Genomic DNA, 19,408 nt, shown 5'->3' with positions numbered 1-19,408 from the left:
ATTTATCTCCTTGCCTGATGAAAAATATTCAAGGCAACCTTGGACCTGTTATTTACTTTCATGTGCCTTACAAAAGAAAATTTAACAAAATAATTGTTAACTGTTAACTGTTAACTGACCTAGAGAGGTGTAAAATGAGTAATTATAAGACAATGTATAAAGATAAGTTAAGTGAATTATTGTTTTTAGAAGTTAATAAGGAAGGATTTAAGAAAAGTCTTGGTATTCCAGATTATGTAGAGTTTGAAAATAATGATTTATATCTGCCTATAAGTTCAGAATATGTTGTAGCTAATGCTGAGAATCAAATGAAACTTAGTAATTTACCAATATATTATTTCGTTGAAGGAATTTTTATTGTCTTTGGTGCAGATAAGAATATTAGATATAACGAGGACTATGGGACAGTTCTATCATATGTTCCAGATTGCGAAGAATGTGTAAAGAGTCTTATAGCAGATAGGATAAAAAAAGATAGGCTTGAAGATGCGTATATTTTATTAAAGGGGCTTTATGTATATACCAGAGAAGAAGAAATACTTACAAAGCTATTAGCTGTAGGTGAATCTATAAGAGAAAAAGACTCAGGATTTGAGGAAATATTACTTGAAGATATTGATGAATGTAAGGAAAAATTTGAAAAATCTCCAGAACCATATCTTTATAATGCTTTAATACTTAAAGATAAAGGTGATTATAAGGGCTCAGAAGTGGAAATAAATGAGTATATAAACAAGGGTGGAAAGAAGACAGCTGAAATTGAACAAATTATAAGTGATATTAGTAATGTAAGTCACTTTGAAAAAGCTGTTGAGTATGTAAAAGATGATCCTAAGAAAGCCATTGAATTATTATTACCGTTAACCGAAGAATTTAAAGAAAATCCATTAATTTATTATTATTTAGGAGTTTCATATAGAAGAATTGAAAGTTATCACAAAGCTATACATTATTTAAGTGAAAGCTTATCGCTTGAATCGGGAAGCCTTGAAGTAGTTAATGAACTTGGTATGAGTTATGCATGCATAGGAGAATATGAAGAGGCGATTAAATATTTTAGGAAAGCCTTTGATGCATCAAAAGAAGTTGAGATATGTACGAATATAGTAATGTGCTATATAAATTTAGGAGATACAGAGCAGGCAAAATTGAATCTTGATATTGCTAAGAAATTAGCACCAGAAGATGAAATAGTTATAGAAATAGATCAAATGCTAAATAGAAGTGTAAAATAAGTTTTAGGAGAAGAGATGTTTACAGAAATACTTGGTTTTAAAATTTTTAAAGAAGATAAAAAAACTTTAATGAATTATATAGAGAATTTTAATAAAGTAAATATAATATCTGGAAACCCAGAAGTATTATTTAATGGATTAAATAATGATACCCTTAGGGAAAATTTTAAGGATGAGGGTTCAGTTATAATTCCAGACGGAGTTGGAACTGTTATTGCATCAAAGCTGGTAAAAAATCCGGTTAAAGAAAAGATTGCAGGAATCGATGTTGTAAAAGAAGTTTTAATTAAAGCAAATAAAGAAAAAAAGTCGATTTATTTATTGGGGGCAAAGGAAGAAACTGTAAATAAATGTGCGGAGAATATAATGCTTGAATTTCCTGATTTAAAAATTGCAGGTTTTCATAATGGATTTTTTGATTTAAATAATTGTGATGATTTAATAGATGAAATAAGCAGTTGTAATCCTTGGGCTATATTTGTGGCAATGGGATCACCAAGGCAGGAGATGTTCATAAAAAAGGTTATGGACAAAACTAATACTCATGTATTCATGGGGGTAGGTGGAGTTTTTGATATATTTGCAGGCGAACTTAAAAGAGCACCAAAATGGATGATATCGTTAGGCATGGAGTGGCTATATAGAGTAGTAAAAGAACCAGTTAGAATAAAAAGACTATCTGCTATACCAAAGTTTTTATTATTAGCTTTTTTCAGATATCATAATAATACAAAGAAAAATTCTAAATTATAGCAAGGGAAAAATGGTGATAAAATGAAACAAAGAAGTACCTTAATTAAATCTACATTTATAATAATGATAGTATCGCTAATAAGTAGATTTTTAGGATTTATTCGTGATATGCTTATTGCAAATAATTTTGGTGCTGGAGTTTATACAGATGCCTATAATATTGCTGTATCTATACCAGAAACAATATTTACTTTAGTTGGACTTGCAATATCAACTGCATTCTTGCCAATGCTAAGTAAAATAAGAGCTAGAAAAGGCCAAGAAGAAATGTATGACTTTGCAAATAACGTAATAAATATACTGTTCATTATTTCCTTTATTCTTTTTATTATAACGAGCATTTTTTCAAAGGAAATAGTTGATATATTTAAATTTTCAGAAGAAACGAGAACTATAGCTACGGGTTTATTAAAAATCACCCTTATTAATATTTTATTTTTATCTATTAATGCATGTTTTACAGCATTATTACAAGTAAATGAAGATTTTGTTATTCCATCCATTTTAGGTTTGTTTTTTAATTTACCTATGATATTATATTTATTATTATTTAAAAATTACGATATTTTAGGACTCACAATTGCTAATGTTATAGGAAATTTCTTTAGAGTTGCGGTTCAGGTACCTTCGTTGATATCTCATGGATATAAGTATAAATTTTTCATTAGCTTTAAGGATAATAGATTGAAAGAAATTATAATTTTAATAATACCGGTACTTATTGGAGCAGGTGCAAACTCTCTTAATATGATTGTTGACAAATATATTGCTTCAAGTTTATCATCAGGATCGGTTTCTGCCTTAGATTATGCACAGAAACTAATCATATTTATAAATACAATAATTACTACATCAGTTACAAGTGTGGCGTATCCGCTTATGGCTAATATGAGAAATAATGAGGATAAGACTGGCTTTTTAACAATGTTAAAAAAGTCAATTGTATATTTAGCAATTTTATTAATTCCTATAACTATTGGAATTGCAATATTTAGTAAGGAAATTGTTGAAATTGTATATGGAAGAGGAAAATTTGATGAATACGCAGTACATATTACAAGTTTTGCACTTCTCGGATATGGCTTTGGAATATTTTTTACAGGAATAAGAGATGTTCTAAATTCAACTCTATTTACTATGGGAAAAACAAAAATTACAGCCATGAATGGTGTTATAGGAGTTATTATAAACATAATTTTTTGTGTGATTTTATCTAGGTATATGGGTATAATGGGGATTGCATTAGCGTCTGTTATAGCTATGATAGTGACAGCAATACTTTTAAGTAGAAGTATTATAAAAATAGAAAAAGGTTTCATTATAACAGATATAATAAAGAAAATAAGTTTAATAACTTTAAATTCATTTATTATGGGAATTGTAATTATAAGTATTGCAATTTATTTTAGGGGAAAATTTAATTCATTAACTCTTTTGTTACTTGGAGTTAGTATTGGAATTATAGTATATTTTATTTTATGTTATCTATTTAAAATTGAAGAAGTAATTGAAATGAAAAATTTAGTTTTAAAGAAGATAAGAAGATAGGGGGATATATGAAAATATTATTTATTGCCTGCTATTCGCCATTAATAAACAACTCAGCTGCTATTGAGACTTTGCAGTACTTGAATAAATTAAGTGAAATTAATAATAATGAAGTTCATCTTTTAACTGTGAATTTTCCAGAGGATTCAATTTATTATGATGAAGCATTATATTCCATGATGGATAAAAGAATTAAAGTTCATATTGTTGATGGAGGGATTGTCTTTAAAAAATTGATGCCTAGAAAAAGTAGTGGGATTAATAAAGAGGCACCCAAAAGTAACAATGGCAATATGAAAAAAATATTGCGCAAAGTAAAAAATTCTGTGGTTATACCAGATATGTATTATGGATGGTCAAAGAAAGCAGGAGAATATGGAATAAAATTAATGGAGACTGAAAAATTTGATGTTATATTTTCAATGCATGAGCCTCCATCTTCGCATTTGTGTGCATATCATATAAAGAAAAAATATAGAAATGTACCATGGATAACTTACTGGAGTGATCCATGGCTTAAGGATTCTACACGAGAAAATTCTTTTATAATTAAGAAGATATTCGAAAAAAGTATGGAAAAAGACATTGTAAACTTGGCAGATAAGTTTATATTTGTTACAGAGGCAAATAAAAATGAATATTTAAAGGATTATGAGTTCTTGCAGAAGGATAATAAAACTTTTATATTAAATAGAGGCTTTGATTCAAAATTATATGAAAAATTACTAAATGAAGAAAGTCCAAAACTTATAGAGAGGAATAAGCTTAACATAATTTATACAGGAGAAATATTTTCTAAGCTTAGAGATATTAAACCATTTATTAGAGCTCTTGAAGAAATTAAAGAAGAAAATATGGAAGATTATAGTTTGCTTAATGTTTTGTTTTTTGGAAATATAGATGATATTGAAGGGAAAAAGAGATTACAAAACCTAGAGGCTGCTAAGGTATCTCCTAGAATTCCATTTAATGAAGCACTTAAATATATGTTAAATGGAGATGTACTTCTTTTGTTTGGAAATAAAAATTCAAAACAAATACCAGCCAAGATTTATGATTATTTTGGAGCACAGGGCAGGATATTTGTTATCTATGGCGATAATAATGATCCACTTAAAAGTGTTGTAGAAAATAACCCAAAGTGTATAATGAGTGAAAATACAACTAAGGGAATAAAAAATAAAATTTATAAATTAATAGAAATGTATAAGAATGAATCAATAAAATGTGAGCCAGACTCAAGATATGAATGGAATTCGATAGTAGATAGATTAAATAATATACTTGAAGGAAGTGATTAGATGCACATAATGGTCATTCCATCTTGGTATTCCTCTCCAAGGAACAAAGTGCATGGCAGCTTTTTTAAGGAACAATTTAAGGCCCTCTCAAATAGTAATGAAAAGATTACGGTTGCGTATAATGAAATTTGGCCGATTACTAGATTTGGAAGAATTCGTGAAAAAAGAGGGATAAGTTTTAATATAGAGGATAATTTAAGGACTTATAGATATAAAGATTATAATTATTTACCAAAGAATCCATTGATGTTTAAAAGCTTTAATAAGAGAATGGATAAACTTTATCAAGAAATTGTTAAAAATGAAGGAAAAGTTGATATTATTCATGCCCATTCAGCGTTTTGGGGTGGGATAGCAGCAGCTTATCTGAGTAAGAAATATAATATTCCTTTAGTTATAACAGAGCATTCATCCCTTAAGTATGCAAAATATGCTAAGGAGAGTTATAAGAAATACATTTTTGCAGCTTATGAAGCGACAGATTGTTTAATTGCAGTTGGAAGCGGGCTAAAAAAAGAATTGCAAGAATATGTTAATAAACCCGTTGAAGTTATTCATAATATGGTTGATCTAAGTTTATTTTATATGGATGAAAACAATGTACAAGACGTACCATTACAAAAAGAATTCAAGTTTTTTTCATGTGCTTTTCTTGAAGAAGGAAAAGGAATGGAATTCTTAATAAAAGCATTTGCAGAAACTTTTAAAGGAGAAAACACAACCTTAAGAATAGGTGGAGATGGTTCCGTGAAATCATCCTTAAGCGAGCTTATTGAAAAGTTAAATATGAAAGAGCAGATTAAACTTCTAGGGGCTTTATCTAGAGAAGAAGTTTCCATGGAGATGAGGAAGTGTGATGTATTTGCACTGCCATCTGAACATGAAACTTTTGGAGTTGTTTATATTGAAGCACTTGCATGTGGAAAACCTGTTATTGGAGCCGATAATGGAGGAGCAGAAGATATAATAAGGGAAGAAAACGGAATAATAGTTAAAAAGAAAGATGTGAAAGACTTAGCTAAAGCATTGAAGAGGATAAAAGATAACTACAAGATGTATGATAAAAACCAAATAAGAGAAAAAACAGTTTGTAGTTATTCAGAGAAGGTGCTAGTTGAAAGCCTAAAAGGAGTGTATAAAAAAGTATATGAAGGAAATAATTAAAAGCATATATAAGTATGTAGATAATAAATTTTATTTTAAATTGTTTTACTTATTTGTAAGTTTAACATTTGTAACTATTTTAAAAGAATTGCCAGGAATATCGTTAGTAAGCAGAGTATCAGGGAAGATAGCAGTAATTTGGGGAATAATTTTAATATTATTTATGATAGTGGAAGATTATAAAAGAAGAAAAATTTATAAGTTTGATATTCCATTAGCTTTATTCATGATAATAACGTTAATCTTTAATATTTTTGTTTATAGAGATATTAAAAACATATCATATTGGATAGTTAATTTGATTTTATTTCTGATTATATTTACAGTGGATGTATTTAGAAGCAAAAAAACACTTATTAAAGAAATGAATATAATTACTTATTTTTATGTGATCTTTATGTTAATAGCTTCTATTATTTCTTTAATAATGAGATTTACAGGAACAAATATAGAAATTGGTCAAATAATATTTGGAAATACAAAAGGTATATTCGAAAATGAAAATGCTCTTTCAATAGCAACGGCATTGGCTATTGTAATGTGTATTTATCTTTATCATATAACAGCAACTCACAGGCTTAAGTTATTTTGGCTGGCTAACATAGTATTAGAGGCAGTAACTATGGTTGGATCACGTGGAAGAAGTGCTTATTTAATAGTAATAGCTGTTATATATATATTTATTTTTGTATATAATAAAAATAAATATTTTAGAGCTGTATTATTAATAATACCTATATTAGCGTGTGGAGTATTCTTTCAGCTTGATAAAAATAATATTAGGAATTTTACTAGCGGAAGAAGCAGTCTTTGGACTTCAGGAGCTATAGTAATAAAAGAACATCCTTTTACTGGTGTAGGAAATAATAATCTTGTAGATGCTGTTACTAATGCAAGACAAACTGATGATTTACCGGGGTTAGCAATTGGAGGCTTACATAATATATATGTGCAGACAGCAACAGTAAATGGGGTTATTGCATTAACTTTATTTCTAATTTTCTTAATCTCAATTTTAGTTTTTATTGTACAGCGATTAGATAAATTACAAAGAAAAGAAAGACTTCAAATGATAACTTTAACTTCAATTGTTGTTGGAATTATTTCGGTAAATTTATTTGAAAGTGATCTATTATATATAATAAGTTTCATTTCTATGACTTTTTGGATATATCTAGGATATATAATATCGATTTTAGATAACAAAAGCATTGAATAATTAATATATTTTAAATAAAGTAGATAGGGGCATATAGTATATGAAATTTTGCGATGAAAGTATAAAACAATTTTTAGAAGAATTGGGATCAGATTTATCAGCACCTGGGGGCGGAAGTGTAGCTGGTCTTATTTCAGCGTTGTCTGCTGCATTGAACTCAATGGTTTATTCGCTAACTGTTGGTAAGAAGAGTTATATTGCATTAGCGGACAGTGAAAAGGAAGTTATAGATAAATTTCAAAAAGAATCAAAAGAATTTACAGTAAGAAGTTTAGAGCTTATGGAAGAAGATAGAGATAACTTTTTGAAGTTAATGGATTGTTATAAGTTACCTAAAGAAAGTGAAGAAGAAAAGAAAGCAAGATCATTAGCTATAAAAGAAAATACAATAAAATCTATGGAAGCGCCTTTGATTTTAGCAAGAGAGAGTTTGGAATTCTATGAAAACTTAAAGATTATGGCTAAGTATGGAAATAAAATGTTGTTATCAGATCTAGCAATTTCCGCAGTGCTGCTTCACTCTGCAATAGAAAGTTCGATAATAAACGTTAAAGTAAATTTAAACGGTCTTAGAGGGGAAGAATTTTTCGATAAAATTGATAGCGAATTAAGAATAATTATTGAAAAGTCATTAAAGGAAAAAAATAATATCATTGAAATGGTAAATGATGTAATCTATCCAGATCGATAATAGAATGAAGAATAAATCTGATTTTTAACTGTATATAAATTTAGATACTTGGAACATAACCAAGGTGATTAAACAAAAAATAGGAGATACTTAGTTTATTTAAATATTGCTAAGTATCTCTTATTTCTTATTCTATTGGTTCACCGTCAAAGTTTTCGTATTGTGGTTTATTTTTAGAATTTCCAACATCATTTTGACTTCTGTGAAGTTTTTGTCTCCTTAAACCTTTCTGCTCTGGATTGCATGAACCAGGTTTATGTACTCCATCATTTTGTGTCATAATAATACACCTCCTTATATTGATATTGTATGTTTATATGAGATATTGATACGCATTTTTAAATGTTATGATAATGAAAATATAGAAGTCTAATAATATATACAAGTATTGAAAAATGATATATATACTATATAATATTTTATATGGTGAAATATATTTTTTATTTGTTAGGTATAAGGGCATCTCACTAATAGAAAATAGCTGAAATTTAAAGGAGGGGTTCATAGTGGAAGATAAAAAATTTCCAATAACAATAAAAAAGCGGAATGGTATGATGATGAGTGCAGCAATCGTTGAGCTTATATTAGGAATAGTTTTTGGAATAATTGGAGGTTTAGGAAGCGCATTATTATGGATATTTATATTTACAGGAGTAGTAACTGCACTTTCGGTGTTAGTTGAATACAGTCAGGATATATTAATTAAAGAGAATAATATAGAGTTTTATAAATTTAATGATTTAATAAAATCAATAAAATATAGCAGTATAAAATCAATTTATGTAAGCAAAGGAAATGACGCTAAGACTAAGAAAAAAGACTTTTTAGCAATTGGTTTTAATGAAAACGATAAGAAAAAAAACAATTCTTATTTGATTAATCTTATGAATTATAGTGCTACAGATCTAACGAAAATAAAGGATGCTATATTATCAAAAAATTCTTCCGTAAAGGTAACAGAAGAAGCAGAAAAACTTATTAAACGTTAGGCACAATTTATATATAGAACAATTATTTAGTTATGTTAAACCTTTGTGTCTACTATATTAGAAATCACATACATTTTTATGAAGCATGTATTTGAAATTAAATGTATGTGATTTCAGTAAGTAGTCACATGAGTTTAGGTTCAAAGTAGAATATATATATTATTGTGGTAATTCATTTAGTGATTTAAATTCATAACCTTCATCTTGAAGGGTTTTGAGAACCGTTCCAAGTACTTTAGTGTTTGTATTTGAAACTGCATGAAGAAGCATTATAGAGCCGGGATGGGCGCCTTTGCAAATTTTCTCTACAGCATAACTTTCAGATGGTTGATCATTAACTAACCAATCTTTATAAGCAAAACTCCAAAAGATAGTGTTATAGCCTAAATCTTTTGTCATCTGCAGAGATTTTTTCGAATATTTGCCCATTGGAGGCCTAAAGAATTTAGGCATATCCTGCCCGACAAGATCTTTATATGCTGACTCTACCCCGCTAAATTCAGAGTTAAACTTTTCTTTGTCATGTACTTTTTGGGCAATAGATGGATGATGAACAGTATGATTTCCAACTATATGACCTTCATCAACCATTCTTTTAACCAGTTCTGGTTCCTTATCTATGTAAGGTTTAACAACAAAAAAAGCGGCAGGTACTTTATATTCTTTTAATATATCAAGAATTTTACCTGTATTTCCATTTTCGTAGCCTTCATCAAAAGTCAAGTATAAAACTTTTTTTGAAGTGTCACCTAAATAGTAAGAAGAAGTTTCTTTTAAAAAGCCAGCTGATTCTTTGGGACATTCAGCAATTTTATCTTTTCCTTTACCTACATAGTACCAATTAAGCTCGTCTTCATCACTAAAAGAAGAAAAAATCTCTCTTATATTATCAATATCAGAAATGTCACCAAAGACTCCAGTTTCTTCAAAGTATCCTTCTGTCTGAGCAGCTTCATCACTTGCTGCGTTTACATATTTTGATGGAGAAAATGCAGTGAGGTTTAGAGTGAGTGCAAGAGCAATAGTGGACTTTAAGGATTTATTCATTTCTTCACCTTCAATCTAAAATAATTTATTCATATATAACTATGCTTTGTAATGAGAAGAATTAATCATTCATAGTATTTGAACTTTATTAGATAATAATCATGGTAATTTCTATATATGATTCAAGGATCTTCACGTAAACTTTTTAGGAAACTAAGCTGATTTTTATTAAAAAACATATATTACGAGGATATAGATAAACAAATTACTTAGCATATTATTTTTTGATTGTGAATAACTTAAGTTGAAATAAAAAATGTTCTAGAGTATAATTTTTAAAGAGATATAAGTCATATGAAAAAATAACAAGTCCGAATATACAGGTGAATTGACTTGTTATTTTTGTGTAATGTCTAAAATAGTTAGAAGTTAGAAAGGAATGTACATAGATGAAATTAGGTATGGTAGGTTTACCAAACGTAGGTAAAAGCACGTTGTTTAACGCAATAACAAAAGCTGGAGCTGAATCAGCTAATTATCCATTTTGCACAATTGAGCCAAATGTTGGTGTTGTAAGTGTTCCAGATAAGAGATTAGATGTTCTAGAAGAAATGTATAGTACAAAGAAGAAAGTATATACAGCCATAGAATTTTACGATATAGCAGGATTAGTTAAAGGAGCTTCTAAAGGTGAAGGATTAGGAAACAAATTCTTATCACATATAAGAGAAGTTGCAGCAATAGTTCATGTTGTAAGATGCTTCGATGATGGAAATGTAGTTCATGTTGAAGGTTCTGTTGATCCTATAAGAGATATAGAAACTATAAATTTAGAATTGATTTTTTCTGATTTAGAAGTATTAGAAAGAAGGATGGAAAAGTCAATAAAACTTGCAAGATCAGGTGATAAGACTGCCAAATTCGAATATGGTGTTATGGAAAGAATAAAAGCACAGCTTGAAGCAAATAAACCAGCTAGAACTTTAGAAGTTACGGATGAAGAGGAAGCTTTTATAAAAGGTTTATTTCTAATTACTTCAAAGCCAGTCCTATATGCTTGCAATATTTCGGAAGATGATGTTATGGAAGGCAACTTTGATAATGATTATGTTAAGAAAGTTAAAGAATATGCAGCAGATGAAAATTCAGAGGTTATGGTTGTAAGTGCTAAAATTGAGGAAGAATTATCTGGCCTTGAAGATGAAGAAAAAGCTGAAATGTTAGGTGAGTATGGTCTAAAAGAATCAGGACTAGATAAGTTAATTGAAGCTAGTTATAAACTTCTTGGACTTATGAGCTTTTTAACAGCAGGAGTACAGGAAGTAAGAGCTTGGACGATCAAAAGAGGAACAAAAGCACCTCAAGCTGCAGGTAAGATTCACTCTGATATTGAGAGAGGATTTATTAGAGCAGAAATAGTTTCTTATGATGATTTAGTTGAGTGTGGTTCAGAAGCAGCGGCTAAAGAAAAAGGAAAGTTTAGACTTGAAGGAAAAGATTATATAATGCAAGATGGAGATGTTGTTAATTTTAGATTTAATGTTTAATCCATCACTTAAAGGGTAAGAATTGATCTTACCCTTTTTTTATAAAAAAGTCTAATAATTTTTTTAAATATAATTACAAACCTATTAACATTATGCAACAATATAGATTTTTATAGCAAAGTTTGTTAAAATAAAACCTAGGCATATGGAAAGAAAATAGCAAATTAGTAATGATATAGTATATATTTTGAATCAGACCCCCAAAGTATGTTCAGCCTATTGTAGGGGAATAGGGAACATACATAGTGAAAAAGTATGATGAAAAATGAAAACGTACTGACTTGCTATTTTATTAGGGAAAATAAGTACAAATTTTAATGGAAAAGTAGGTGTGATTTAATTGTTGAAAAAGAAAATTGTTGAATATGTTAGTGATTTGAGAAAAAACAAATACGTTACAAGGTACTTAAAAAAAATCAAAGAGAATAAATATATTACAAAGTATTTAAGAAAAGCAAGAGAAAATAAATATATTGATGGATGCTTAAAAAAATTAGAGAAAAATAAGTATATTGCAAGTTGCTTGAGCAAGTTAAGGCAAAGGAAGTATTTTATTCCAACATTAATTATTTTTTTCTTAATTGTATGCTTTGGAATCACAGCAATAGTTAAGTCTGCCAATAATGCAAAAACGGCAGAAACATTGTCAATTGCTACAAATGTAGCAGAAACGGATTTTTATGATGCTAAATATGATGAGGCAATTGATGAATATACAAAAATGCAGGAGAAGCAAAAAGATCAATGGCCAATATGGAATGTGAAGATTGCAGAGGTTTATTCAGTTAAAGGCGAATTTGTAAAATCAAATGATATGCTTCAAAAGGCTTATGAAGCTAGGAATAAAATTATGGATGATAAGAAGAAAAAAATAGATAATCTTCAAGAGAAAGATGAGGAATTAGGAAATTACATAACATTCACATGGCTTATGAATGGAGAATACTCTAAAGCGTCGGAGTATGGTGAAATGTTTCTTCAAAGCTATCCAGATGATAAAGAATTATTAAAGACCATGTTTACTGTTTATTTGGTGAATGGAAATAATGACAAGGCTAAGGAAATAATAAACTCTTATCAAAAAGGAGACGAAACAGCAGGTGATTTAGCAGATTTAGCTAGAATGAATATGCTTGTTAACAATTATGATGAATGTTTTTCATTATTAAAGGATGCCTGGGATAAAGATAAAAATGAAATAAGAATATTTGATGTTATTGAAGAAATTGCAAATTATGATAAAACAGGTGCAATAGACAAAATTACAAAATTGCAAAAAGATAAACCTGATGAACTTGCATATAAAGTATGGGCAGCTAAAATTTATTCAATGAGTAAAGACTCAGCAGATAAGGCTAAGAAGTTAATTGATGAATTAAGCACTCAAGATGTTGGAGATGCCACTTTAAATCTTATTAAAGCCAGTATGTATGATAGTTCAAATAATTCAGATGCTTTAAATTATATTTTAGATCAAATGGAGGAGAATAATCCAGAGTCATTAGTAGGATATAATTCAGCGGCATGGCTGTCATATAATAAAGAAGATTATGATGAAGCGTTCAAAGATTGTGAAAAAAGTATAATGTTAGATAGAGACTATGCAGATAATTATACATCTTTAATACCTGAAATACTTGAAAAGCAAGACAAGAGTGAAGAAGCACAAGCATATTTTAGAACAGCTTTATTTAAAGATCCTTTTAATTATGATTTAATACTAAAAACCGCTGAATATTATGGAAATACACTTAAAGACAGTACTAAAGCATTAAACTATTATAATTTAGCTTCTAAAATTAATCCAAAGGATGCAGAAATATATTATAACATGGCCTTGGTAAAAGTTAATACTCAAAGATATGATGAAGCTATAGATTTGCTAAAGAAAAGCATATCTATAAATAGCAAGAATGTAAAATATCATAGAGCTTTAGGAACCGCATATATAAATAAAGGGAAAAATGACGATGCAATTAAGGAAATACGAACTGCATACAATCTTGATAATAATGACATTGAAACACTAAATAATGCTGGATGCTATTATATTTCTATTGAGGGTGACGTAAATAGAGGTATGACTAATCTAAAGGCAGCATATGATGGAATAAATGAAAATACAAGCCCTGAAGATAAGGAAACAATAACTGATAATTATAATCGGATAAAGAATTTATCTGATGCTTATAATAAGCGAAATGGAGCAAGTTTGAAAGTACCAGATCTTAAATTGTTTTATTAATTAGTATATAGGTATTGATTGAAGTTGCTATAAAATATTAACAACTGGAGGAAGTATTATGTATCCAATTAAATTTGAAAATTTATATTATGAGAGAATTTGGGGAGGAAAACATCTGGAGAAATTCAGAAATAATGTTCCGGAAGGTAATATTGGTGAGAGCTGGGATATTGCCTGCCATAAAAATGGTACTGGCAAAGTAGAAAATGGAGAATTAAAGGGAAAAACTTTTGATGAAATAATAGAAATATACGGAGAAAAACTTTTAGGTAAAGCCGTAGATAAGAAGGAATTTCCTCTCTTGATTAAATTAATAACTGCTGCAGATAAGCTTTCAGTTCAAGTTCATCCAAATGATGAGTATGCGAGTAGAGTTGAAAAAGATTCAGGAAAAACTGAAGCCTGGTATGTGGTTGATGCTGAAGAAGGGGCTTCATTAATAGTTGGAACAAAGAATTGTAATAAAGAATTGTTTAAAAAAGCAATACAGGATGGGAACTTAGATGAATATTTGAATAAGATTCCTGTTAAAAAAGGCGACTTTTTCTATGTTCAAAGTGGCTTAGTTCATGCTATATGTGAAGGTGTATTGATTGCTGAAATTCAGCAAAATAGTGATACCACCTATAGAGTTTATGATTATAATAGAGGAAGAGAAATACACGTTGAAAAAGCATTAGATGTCATAGATTTTTCACTTAAAGGAGAAAATTCGAGAGGGCTTACAGTACAAAGAAATGGTTATGATAGAACATATCTTTGTTTGGGAGAATATTTTACAATACAAAAATATAAGATTACTTCATCTTTAAAAGAAAAGAGTGACGAGGAAAGATTTTATTTATTTACTTGTGTTGATGGCAATGGTGTAATAAGATATACTGGTGGGGAAGAGAAGATTCTTATGGGAGACAGTATTTTTATTCCAGCAACACTTGGAGAGTATGAATTAGTTGGTGACTTTACTCTATTAAAAAGTTATGTACCAAATTTAAAAGATGAGGAGAAAGCCATACTTAATATAGTTGAAAAGTAGAAAAATATAAATTATGGAGGAACTAATTGTTTCTCCATAACTGCTTGAGAAATTCATAATATATAAGATATTAGTTAAATTTCAAGCGAAATAAACATAAGGAAAGAGAGTGGAATTTATAGTGGGAATAGATATTTTATTTATAATTAAGGCAATTATCATGGGTATAGTAGAAGGGCTTACTGAATTTATTCCGGTGTCTTCAACAGGACATTTAATACTTACAGGAAGCATTATTAATTTTAAAGGCGACTTTGCTGATATGTTCGAAGTAGTAATACAATTAGGGGCTATACTTGCAGTTGTAGTTCTATACTGGCAAAAGATAAGCGATAGTGTTGTTGATTTTTTTGCTTATTTATTTTCAAAGGGAAGAAAAGGAGAAGTTGGTTTTAGATTTGGAATTAATATAATTATTGGATCAATTCCAGCTATGATATTTGGATTTATACTTCATGATAAAATTAAATCCTTATTATTTGGAGCAGGACCAGTTGTTATTGCATTTTTTGTTGGAGGTATCCTGTTAATTGTAATAGAAAATAAATTTAGAAAAAATAAGCATGCAGTAAGAGATATTGACCAAATTACACCTATAGAATCTTTAAAAATAGGCTTTTTTCAATGCCTTGCTATGTGGCCGGGAATGTCACGAAGTGCTTCTACAATAATGGGAGGCTGGGTTGCTGGACTTTCAACACCAGTTGCCGCTGAGTATTCATTTTTCTTAGCCATTCCAGCTATGGTGGGTTCATCAGCATTGGATTTAATAAAGTTTAATTACTCAGAAATGAATATGACGAATGCGATTGCACTAGCAGTTGGATTTATAGTTGCGTTTGTGGTTGCTTTGGTTGTTATGAGAAAATTCATAGATTATTTAAAGAAGAGACCAATGAGAGTATTTGCAGTATACAGAATAGGTGCAGGAATAGTATTTTCTATACTTATATTCTTTAATTTCATTTCAATGTAAATAGAGAAATAGACTCTGATTAGATAAAATAACACCTTAATATATGAAATAGCATTTATTTCGATATATTAAGGTGTTTATGTTTTTTTATAAAAGAAAATACGAAATTTTTGTAGATTGAAACTCTAATGAGATCTAATTGGAATGAAATATGGAATCAATAAGCTTGAAAAATTGGCTTGAATTAAAATGAATTAAAGACAAAGGTTTGAGTTTAGGTCTCAGTATTAGGTATAATTTTAAATTCATAGTTAAAGAATGAATATATTGTAAATTAATACTTTTCAGAAATTGAAGTTTGTGATATGATTTAAGTAAATAGTCAGAAAATAAAGAAAATTTACTTTTAGGCATATAAAAGAAATGGCAAACCGCATATACTAGTCTGTTTTGTGTCATACTACATCAGTATGTTCAACTAGTTGCTTTATAGTAAAGACTCTCATAGCTGGCGCAAAATAAATCGAGCCTTGATTTGTTATTTATTTCGCATGCCTCAACAATAATTTTAGAAGAAATTATGGTATAGGGGGATTTAGAATGTCCAAAGATATTAAAAAAATAGCTTTATTAACTGGAGGAGGCGACTGCCCAGGATTAAATGCAGTAATAAGTTCTGTAACGAAATCAGCAATATTGAACTATGGATATGAAGTTATTGGATATAAATTCGGATACAGAGGATTATATAACAATGATTTTATTAAATTAGACCTATCTGCTGTATCAGGTCTAATATCAAGAGGTGGAACAATACTCTATAGCTCAAATAAAGATAATTTATTTGATTATCTTGTAGAGGAAAATGGTAAAATGGTGAAAAAAGACGTATCAGATGTGGCTGTTGAGAATTTAAAAAAGGAAGGTGTAGACGTTTTAATAGTTATTGGAGGAGATGGAACATTAACATCTGCTAGAGACTTTGCACGAAAAGGAGTAAAGGTTATCGGAGTTCCAAAAACTATTGATAATGATTTAGGTTCTACGGACATAACATTTGGATTTAATACAGCAATAGGAATTGCAACAGAAGCATTAGATAGACTTCATACAACAGCGGAGTCACATCATAGAATTATGATTTTAGAAGTTATGGGAAGAAATGCAGGTTTTATAGCATTAGAATCTGGAATAGCAGGTTCAGCTGATGTTATTTTATTACCAGAAATTCCATATGATATAAATAAGATTGTAGAAAAGATTGAAGATAGGAAGAAACATGGAAAGTTATTCACAATAGTTGTAGTAGCAGAGGGTGCAAAACCTAAAAATGGAGAAGTTAGTGTAGCTAAAATAGTTTCAGATAGCCCAGATCCAATTAGACTTGGTGGAATTGGCAATAGATTAGCAGAGGAATTAGAGAAGTTAGTTAAAGAAAGAGAAGTTAGATGTACAGTTCTCGGACATATACAAAGAGGCGGTATTACATGTACTTTTGATAGAATATTATCAACACGATATGGAGTTGCTGCTATTGAATTAATTAATCAAGAAAAGTTTGGAAGCATGGTGTGCTTAAAAGGTAATGAAATTACCTATGACAGCCTAGAAAATGTAATTGGGAATAACAAAAAAGTAGATCCAAGCGGAGAATTAGTAAGCGTAGCAAAGAAAATAGGAATATCATTTGCCGATTAGTTAACTTAATAAGAGTATTGCAATGAATAAGTAATTTAATACTCATAAGATATCTAATGACATTAAGAAGTATTTTAGAAAGCGGTGGGCATTATGAAAGAAATTAAGAGATATTTAGAGTCTAGAATAGGAACATATTCATTTTTTTTCGAGGACTTAGGAAGCGGTTTTACTTATGGATATAATGAAAATGTGCAAATGACAAGTGCTGGATGTATGAAACTGCCGATAGCTGTATCAGTGATAAGATATGTTGAAGATGGAAATGCATCGTTTTTAGATAAGATAAAGATTGAAGAAGAGGATAAAGTTTATGGAACAGGAATACTCCATGAATTTGATAATAGAGAATATACTGTGTTTGAATTACTAGTTGCAATGCTTATTCAAAGTGATAATACTGCAGCAAATAAACTTATAGATATTGTTGGCATGGATAGAATAAATGATGATATAGAAGCTCAAGGCTTAAAGAATACAAAGTTGAATAGAAAAACTTCAGATGAGAGAGCTGCAAGTACTGGTGTTGAGAATATAACAAGCGCTCTAGATCTATCAAAGATTTGGAAGCATCTATATGATGGAAGATTTTTGAGTGAAAAGAACAGCAAAATGCTTATAGATATATTACAAAGGCAGCAGATGAAAAATAAATTGGCACTTTATATACCTGATGATTTGAAATATGAGATTTCAAGCAAAACAGGCGATAAAACTAGTGTCGAAAATGATACAGCGTTAATCCGCACCGAAAAAGGAAGTTTTACATTTACCGTTTTATCAATGGGTATTCCTAATAGTGTGTATGGAACTGTAACGCTTGCTAAAAGTGGTAAAATGATGTGGGATAGCATTACCAATAATTTTTAATATATTTTAAGAGATGTCTTTGACATCTCTTAAAATTTTCGTCCAGGTAGAATATATTTATATTGACACAATATTAAAGAAGTGTTATTCTTACACAAAGAAATAATATAAAACACCTTTAACTTGATTCAGCGAGATCAATAAGGAAGTTATATAATTACTATACTATGGGATTATTGCGCCTTCCTTTAAATGAGGAAGGCTTTTTTATAAATTAAATTACTATTAAAAATTATTACCTTTAAATTAACACAGAGAGGTTACTAAGGAGTGATTATAAAATGAAAAAAGACATTAAACATTTGATTGAACCTATGGATTTCACTGTAGAAGAATTAAATGAACTGTTTAACTTAGCACATCAAATAATAGCACATCCAAAAGATTTTTCTAATATATGTGATGGAAAAATCTTAGCTACTTTATTTTATGAACCAAGCACAAGAACTAGATTAAGCTTTGAAGCTGCTATGATGAGGCTTGGTGGGAAAATTCTTGGTTTTTCAGAACCAAATTCAACATCAATTTCAAAAGGAGAAACATTAGCTGATACTATAAAAATGGTATCCATATATTCAGATATCATAGCTATGAGACATCCGAAAGAAGGAGCAGCAAAAGTTGCAAGTCTGTATTCAAATGTTCCAATAATTAATGCAGGAGATGGTGGACATCAACATCCAACTCAAACATTAGCAGATTTACTTACAATTACAAGCTTAAAAGACGGTTTAAATAATCATGTGATTGGAATTTGTGGGGATTTAAAATTCGGAAGAACTGTACATTCACTTATAAAAGCGATGTCAAGATATCATAACAATAAATTTGTTTTAATATCACCAAAAGAACTTTCAATACCTCAATATATAAGAGAAGAAATTTTGGAAAAGAAGAATATTGAATATATAGAAGTGGAAAAATTAGAAGATGTAATTTCAAATTTAGATATTTTATATATGACAAGAGTTCAAAAGGAAAGATTCTTTAATGAAGAACAATATTTAAGATTAAAAGATAGTTACATACTGGATAAAACAAAGATGGAAGCTGCAAAGAATGACATGATTGTAATGCATCCTCTTCCAAGAGTAAACGAAATTGCATACGAAGTAGATGAGGATAATAGAGCATCATATTTTAAACAGGCAGAGTATGGAATGTATGTAAGAATGGCATTAATGATTAAACTTTTGGGGGTGATGTAAA

At 29.3% G+C, this 19,408-nt stretch carries 17 protein-coding genes; 15 read left to right on the top strand and 2 right to left on the bottom strand.

All coding sequences use genetic code 11. From position 1 onward, the window contains the following. Positions 1-134 precede the first annotated feature (134 nt). Genes CLOBL_RS14020 through CLOBL_RS13990 form a run of 7 tightly spaced genes read left to right on the top strand, consistent with a single transcriptional unit; the run spans position 135 to position 7,911 of the window. The gene (locus tag CLOBL_RS14020; RefSeq protein WP_077859601.1) at positions 135-1,235 is read left to right on the top strand and encodes a tetratricopeptide repeat protein; all 1,101 of its coding nucleotides are present in this window, start codon (positions 135-137) and stop codon (positions 1,233-1,235) included. A 15-nt stretch (positions 1,236-1,250) separates the two neighbouring features. Then, positions 1,251-1,988 carry a WecB/TagA/CpsF family glycosyltransferase gene (locus tag CLOBL_RS14015; protein WP_077859600.1) on the top strand — a complete coding sequence of 246 codons (738 nt, stop codon included), beginning with the start codon at positions 1,251-1,253 and terminating at the stop codon, positions 1,986-1,988. 21 nt (positions 1,989-2,009) lie between these two features. Beyond that, positions 2,010-3,536: a murein biosynthesis integral membrane protein MurJ gene (murJ, locus tag CLOBL_RS14010; protein WP_077859599.1), complete on the top strand. Its 1,527-nt coding sequence runs from the start codon at positions 2,010-2,012 to the stop codon at positions 3,534-3,536. Between the two features lie 8 nt (positions 3,537-3,544). Continuing rightward, a complete protein-coding gene (locus tag CLOBL_RS14005) occupies positions 3,545-4,837 on the top strand; it encodes a glycosyl transferase group 1 (RefSeq protein WP_077859598.1) in 1,293 nt (430 codons plus the stop codon). Continuing rightward, positions 4,838-6,001, top strand: coding sequence for a glycosyltransferase (locus CLOBL_RS14000; protein WP_077859597.1), 1,164 nt, complete (start codon positions 4,838-4,840; stop codon positions 5,999-6,001). It abuts the gene before it with no gap. Continuing rightward, positions 5,985-7,220, top strand: a complete 1,236-nt coding sequence (locus tag CLOBL_RS13995; RefSeq protein ID WP_077859596.1) for an O-antigen ligase family protein — start codon at positions 5,985-5,987, stop codon at positions 7,218-7,220. The genes CLOBL_RS14000 and CLOBL_RS13995 overlap by 17 nt, the downstream gene beginning before the upstream one ends. Positions 7,221-7,260: 40 nt before the next feature. Further along, positions 7,261-7,911, top strand: coding sequence for a cyclodeaminase/cyclohydrolase family protein (locus CLOBL_RS13990; RefSeq protein WP_077859595.1), 651 nt, complete (start codon positions 7,261-7,263; stop codon positions 7,909-7,911). A gap of 127 nt (positions 7,912-8,038) precedes the next feature. On the opposite strand, the gene CLOBL_RS28030 is transcribed toward CLOBL_RS13990, so the two are convergent. Then, positions 8,039-8,191 (bottom strand): clostri-philic family protein, encoded by a 153-nt coding sequence (locus CLOBL_RS28030; protein ID WP_179117755.1) that lies wholly within the window; start codon positions 8,189-8,191, stop codon positions 8,039-8,041. A 226-nt stretch (positions 8,192-8,417) separates the two neighbouring features. Here CLOBL_RS28030 and CLOBL_RS13985 point away from each other — a divergent pair, with 226 nt between their 5' ends. Next, positions 8,418-8,900: a hypothetical protein gene (locus tag CLOBL_RS13985; RefSeq protein ID WP_077859594.1), complete on the top strand. Its 483-nt coding sequence runs from the start codon at positions 8,418-8,420 to the stop codon at positions 8,898-8,900. A 159-nt stretch (positions 8,901-9,059) separates the two neighbouring features. Here the strand turns inward: CLOBL_RS13985 and pdaA are convergent, their stop codons facing one another. Then, on the bottom strand, positions 9,060-9,947 hold the full coding sequence (gene pdaA, locus CLOBL_RS13980; RefSeq protein ID WP_077859593.1) for a delta-lactam-biosynthetic de-N-acetylase: 888 nt from the start codon (positions 9,945-9,947) through the stop codon (positions 9,060-9,062). A gap of 389 nt (positions 9,948-10,336) precedes the next feature. Between pdaA and ychF the strand changes: the two genes are divergently transcribed. From ychF to pyrB, 7 genes are all read left to right on the top strand, one after another. Then, positions 10,337-11,434 carry a redox-regulated ATPase YchF gene (gene ychF / locus CLOBL_RS13975; protein WP_077859592.1) on the top strand — a complete coding sequence of 366 codons (1,098 nt, stop codon included), beginning with the start codon at positions 10,337-10,339 and terminating at the stop codon, positions 11,432-11,434. Positions 11,435-11,774: 340 nt separating this feature from the next. Further along, positions 11,775-13,679 (top strand): tetratricopeptide repeat protein, encoded by a 1,905-nt coding sequence (locus CLOBL_RS13970; RefSeq protein ID WP_179117754.1) that lies wholly within the window; start codon positions 11,775-11,777, stop codon positions 13,677-13,679. Positions 13,680-13,737: 58 nt separating this feature from the next. Further along, the gene (locus CLOBL_RS13965; protein ID WP_077859591.1) at positions 13,738-14,715 is read left to right on the top strand and encodes a type I phosphomannose isomerase catalytic subunit; all 978 of its coding nucleotides are present in this window, start codon (positions 13,738-13,740) and stop codon (positions 14,713-14,715) included. Positions 14,716-14,836: 121 nt separating this feature from the next. Next, on the top strand, positions 14,837-15,691 hold the full coding sequence (locus CLOBL_RS13960) for an undecaprenyl-diphosphate phosphatase (RefSeq protein ID WP_077859590.1): 855 nt from the start codon (positions 14,837-14,839) through the stop codon (positions 15,689-15,691). A 540-nt stretch (positions 15,692-16,231) separates the two neighbouring features. Then, positions 16,232-17,329, top strand: coding sequence for a 6-phosphofructokinase (locus tag CLOBL_RS13955; RefSeq protein WP_077859589.1), 1,098 nt, complete (start codon positions 16,232-16,234; stop codon positions 17,327-17,329). 93 nt (positions 17,330-17,422) lie between these two features. Then, the gene (locus CLOBL_RS13950; RefSeq protein ID WP_009168916.1) at positions 17,423-18,199 is read left to right on the top strand and encodes a serine hydrolase; all 777 of its coding nucleotides are present in this window, start codon (positions 17,423-17,425) and stop codon (positions 18,197-18,199) included. Positions 18,200-18,480: 281 nt separating this feature from the next. Then, positions 18,481-19,407: an aspartate carbamoyltransferase gene (gene pyrB, locus CLOBL_RS13945; RefSeq protein ID WP_009168917.1), complete on the top strand. Its 927-nt coding sequence runs from the start codon at positions 18,481-18,483 to the stop codon at positions 19,405-19,407. Position 19,408: the final 1 nt, after the last annotated feature.

This window comes from Clostridium sp. BL-8 (assembly GCF_002006495.1).
In the GTDB taxonomy this organism is placed as follows: Bacteria; Bacillota; Clostridia; order Clostridiales; family Clostridiaceae; genus Clostridium.
Note: the sequence above shows the minus strand (reverse complement) of the source record. Positions and strands in the feature narration are given on the sequence as shown.

Excerpts from the sequence above, each read along its gene's own strand:
- ychF (WP_077859592.1), top strand. The coding sequence starts at position 10,337 with ATGAAATTAGGTATGGTAGGTTTACCAAACGTAGGTAAAAGCACGTTG.
- CLOBL_RS14005 (WP_077859598.1), top strand. The coding sequence starts at position 3,545 with ATGAAAATATTATTTATTGCCTGCTATTCGCCATTAATAAACAACTCA.
- CLOBL_RS13995 (WP_077859596.1), top strand. The coding sequence starts at position 5,985 with ATGAAGGAAATAATTAAAAGCATATATAAGTATGTAGATAATAAATTT.
- pyrB (WP_009168917.1), top strand. The coding sequence starts at position 18,481 with ATGAAAAAAGACATTAAACATTTGATTGAACCTATGGATTTCACTGTA.
- CLOBL_RS13990 (WP_077859595.1), top strand. The coding sequence starts at position 7,261 with ATGAAATTTTGCGATGAAAGTATAAAACAATTTTTAGAAGAATTGGGA.
- CLOBL_RS13950 (WP_009168916.1), top strand. The coding sequence starts at position 17,423 with ATGAAAGAAATTAAGAGATATTTAGAGTCTAGAATAGGAACATATTCA.
- pdaA (WP_077859593.1), bottom strand. The coding sequence starts at position 9,947 with ATGAATAAATCCTTAAAGTCCACTATTGCTCTTGCACTCACTCTAAAC.
- CLOBL_RS14020 (WP_077859601.1), top strand. The coding sequence starts at position 135 with ATGAGTAATTATAAGACAATGTATAAAGATAAGTTAAGTGAATTATTG.
- CLOBL_RS14015 (WP_077859600.1), top strand. The coding sequence starts at position 1,251 with ATGTTTACAGAAATACTTGGTTTTAAAATTTTTAAAGAAGATAAAAAA.
- CLOBL_RS14000 (WP_077859597.1), top strand. The coding sequence starts at position 4,838 with ATGCACATAATGGTCATTCCATCTTGGTATTCCTCTCCAAGGAACAAA.
- CLOBL_RS13965 (WP_077859591.1), top strand. The coding sequence starts at position 13,738 with ATGTATCCAATTAAATTTGAAAATTTATATTATGAGAGAATTTGGGGA.
- murJ (WP_077859599.1), top strand. The coding sequence starts at position 2,010 with ATGAAACAAAGAAGTACCTTAATTAAATCTACATTTATAATAATGATA.
- CLOBL_RS13955 (WP_077859589.1), top strand. The coding sequence starts at position 16,232 with ATGTCCAAAGATATTAAAAAAATAGCTTTATTAACTGGAGGAGGCGAC.
- CLOBL_RS28030 (WP_179117755.1), bottom strand. The coding sequence starts at position 8,191 with ATGACACAAAATGATGGAGTACATAAACCTGGTTCATGCAATCCAGAG.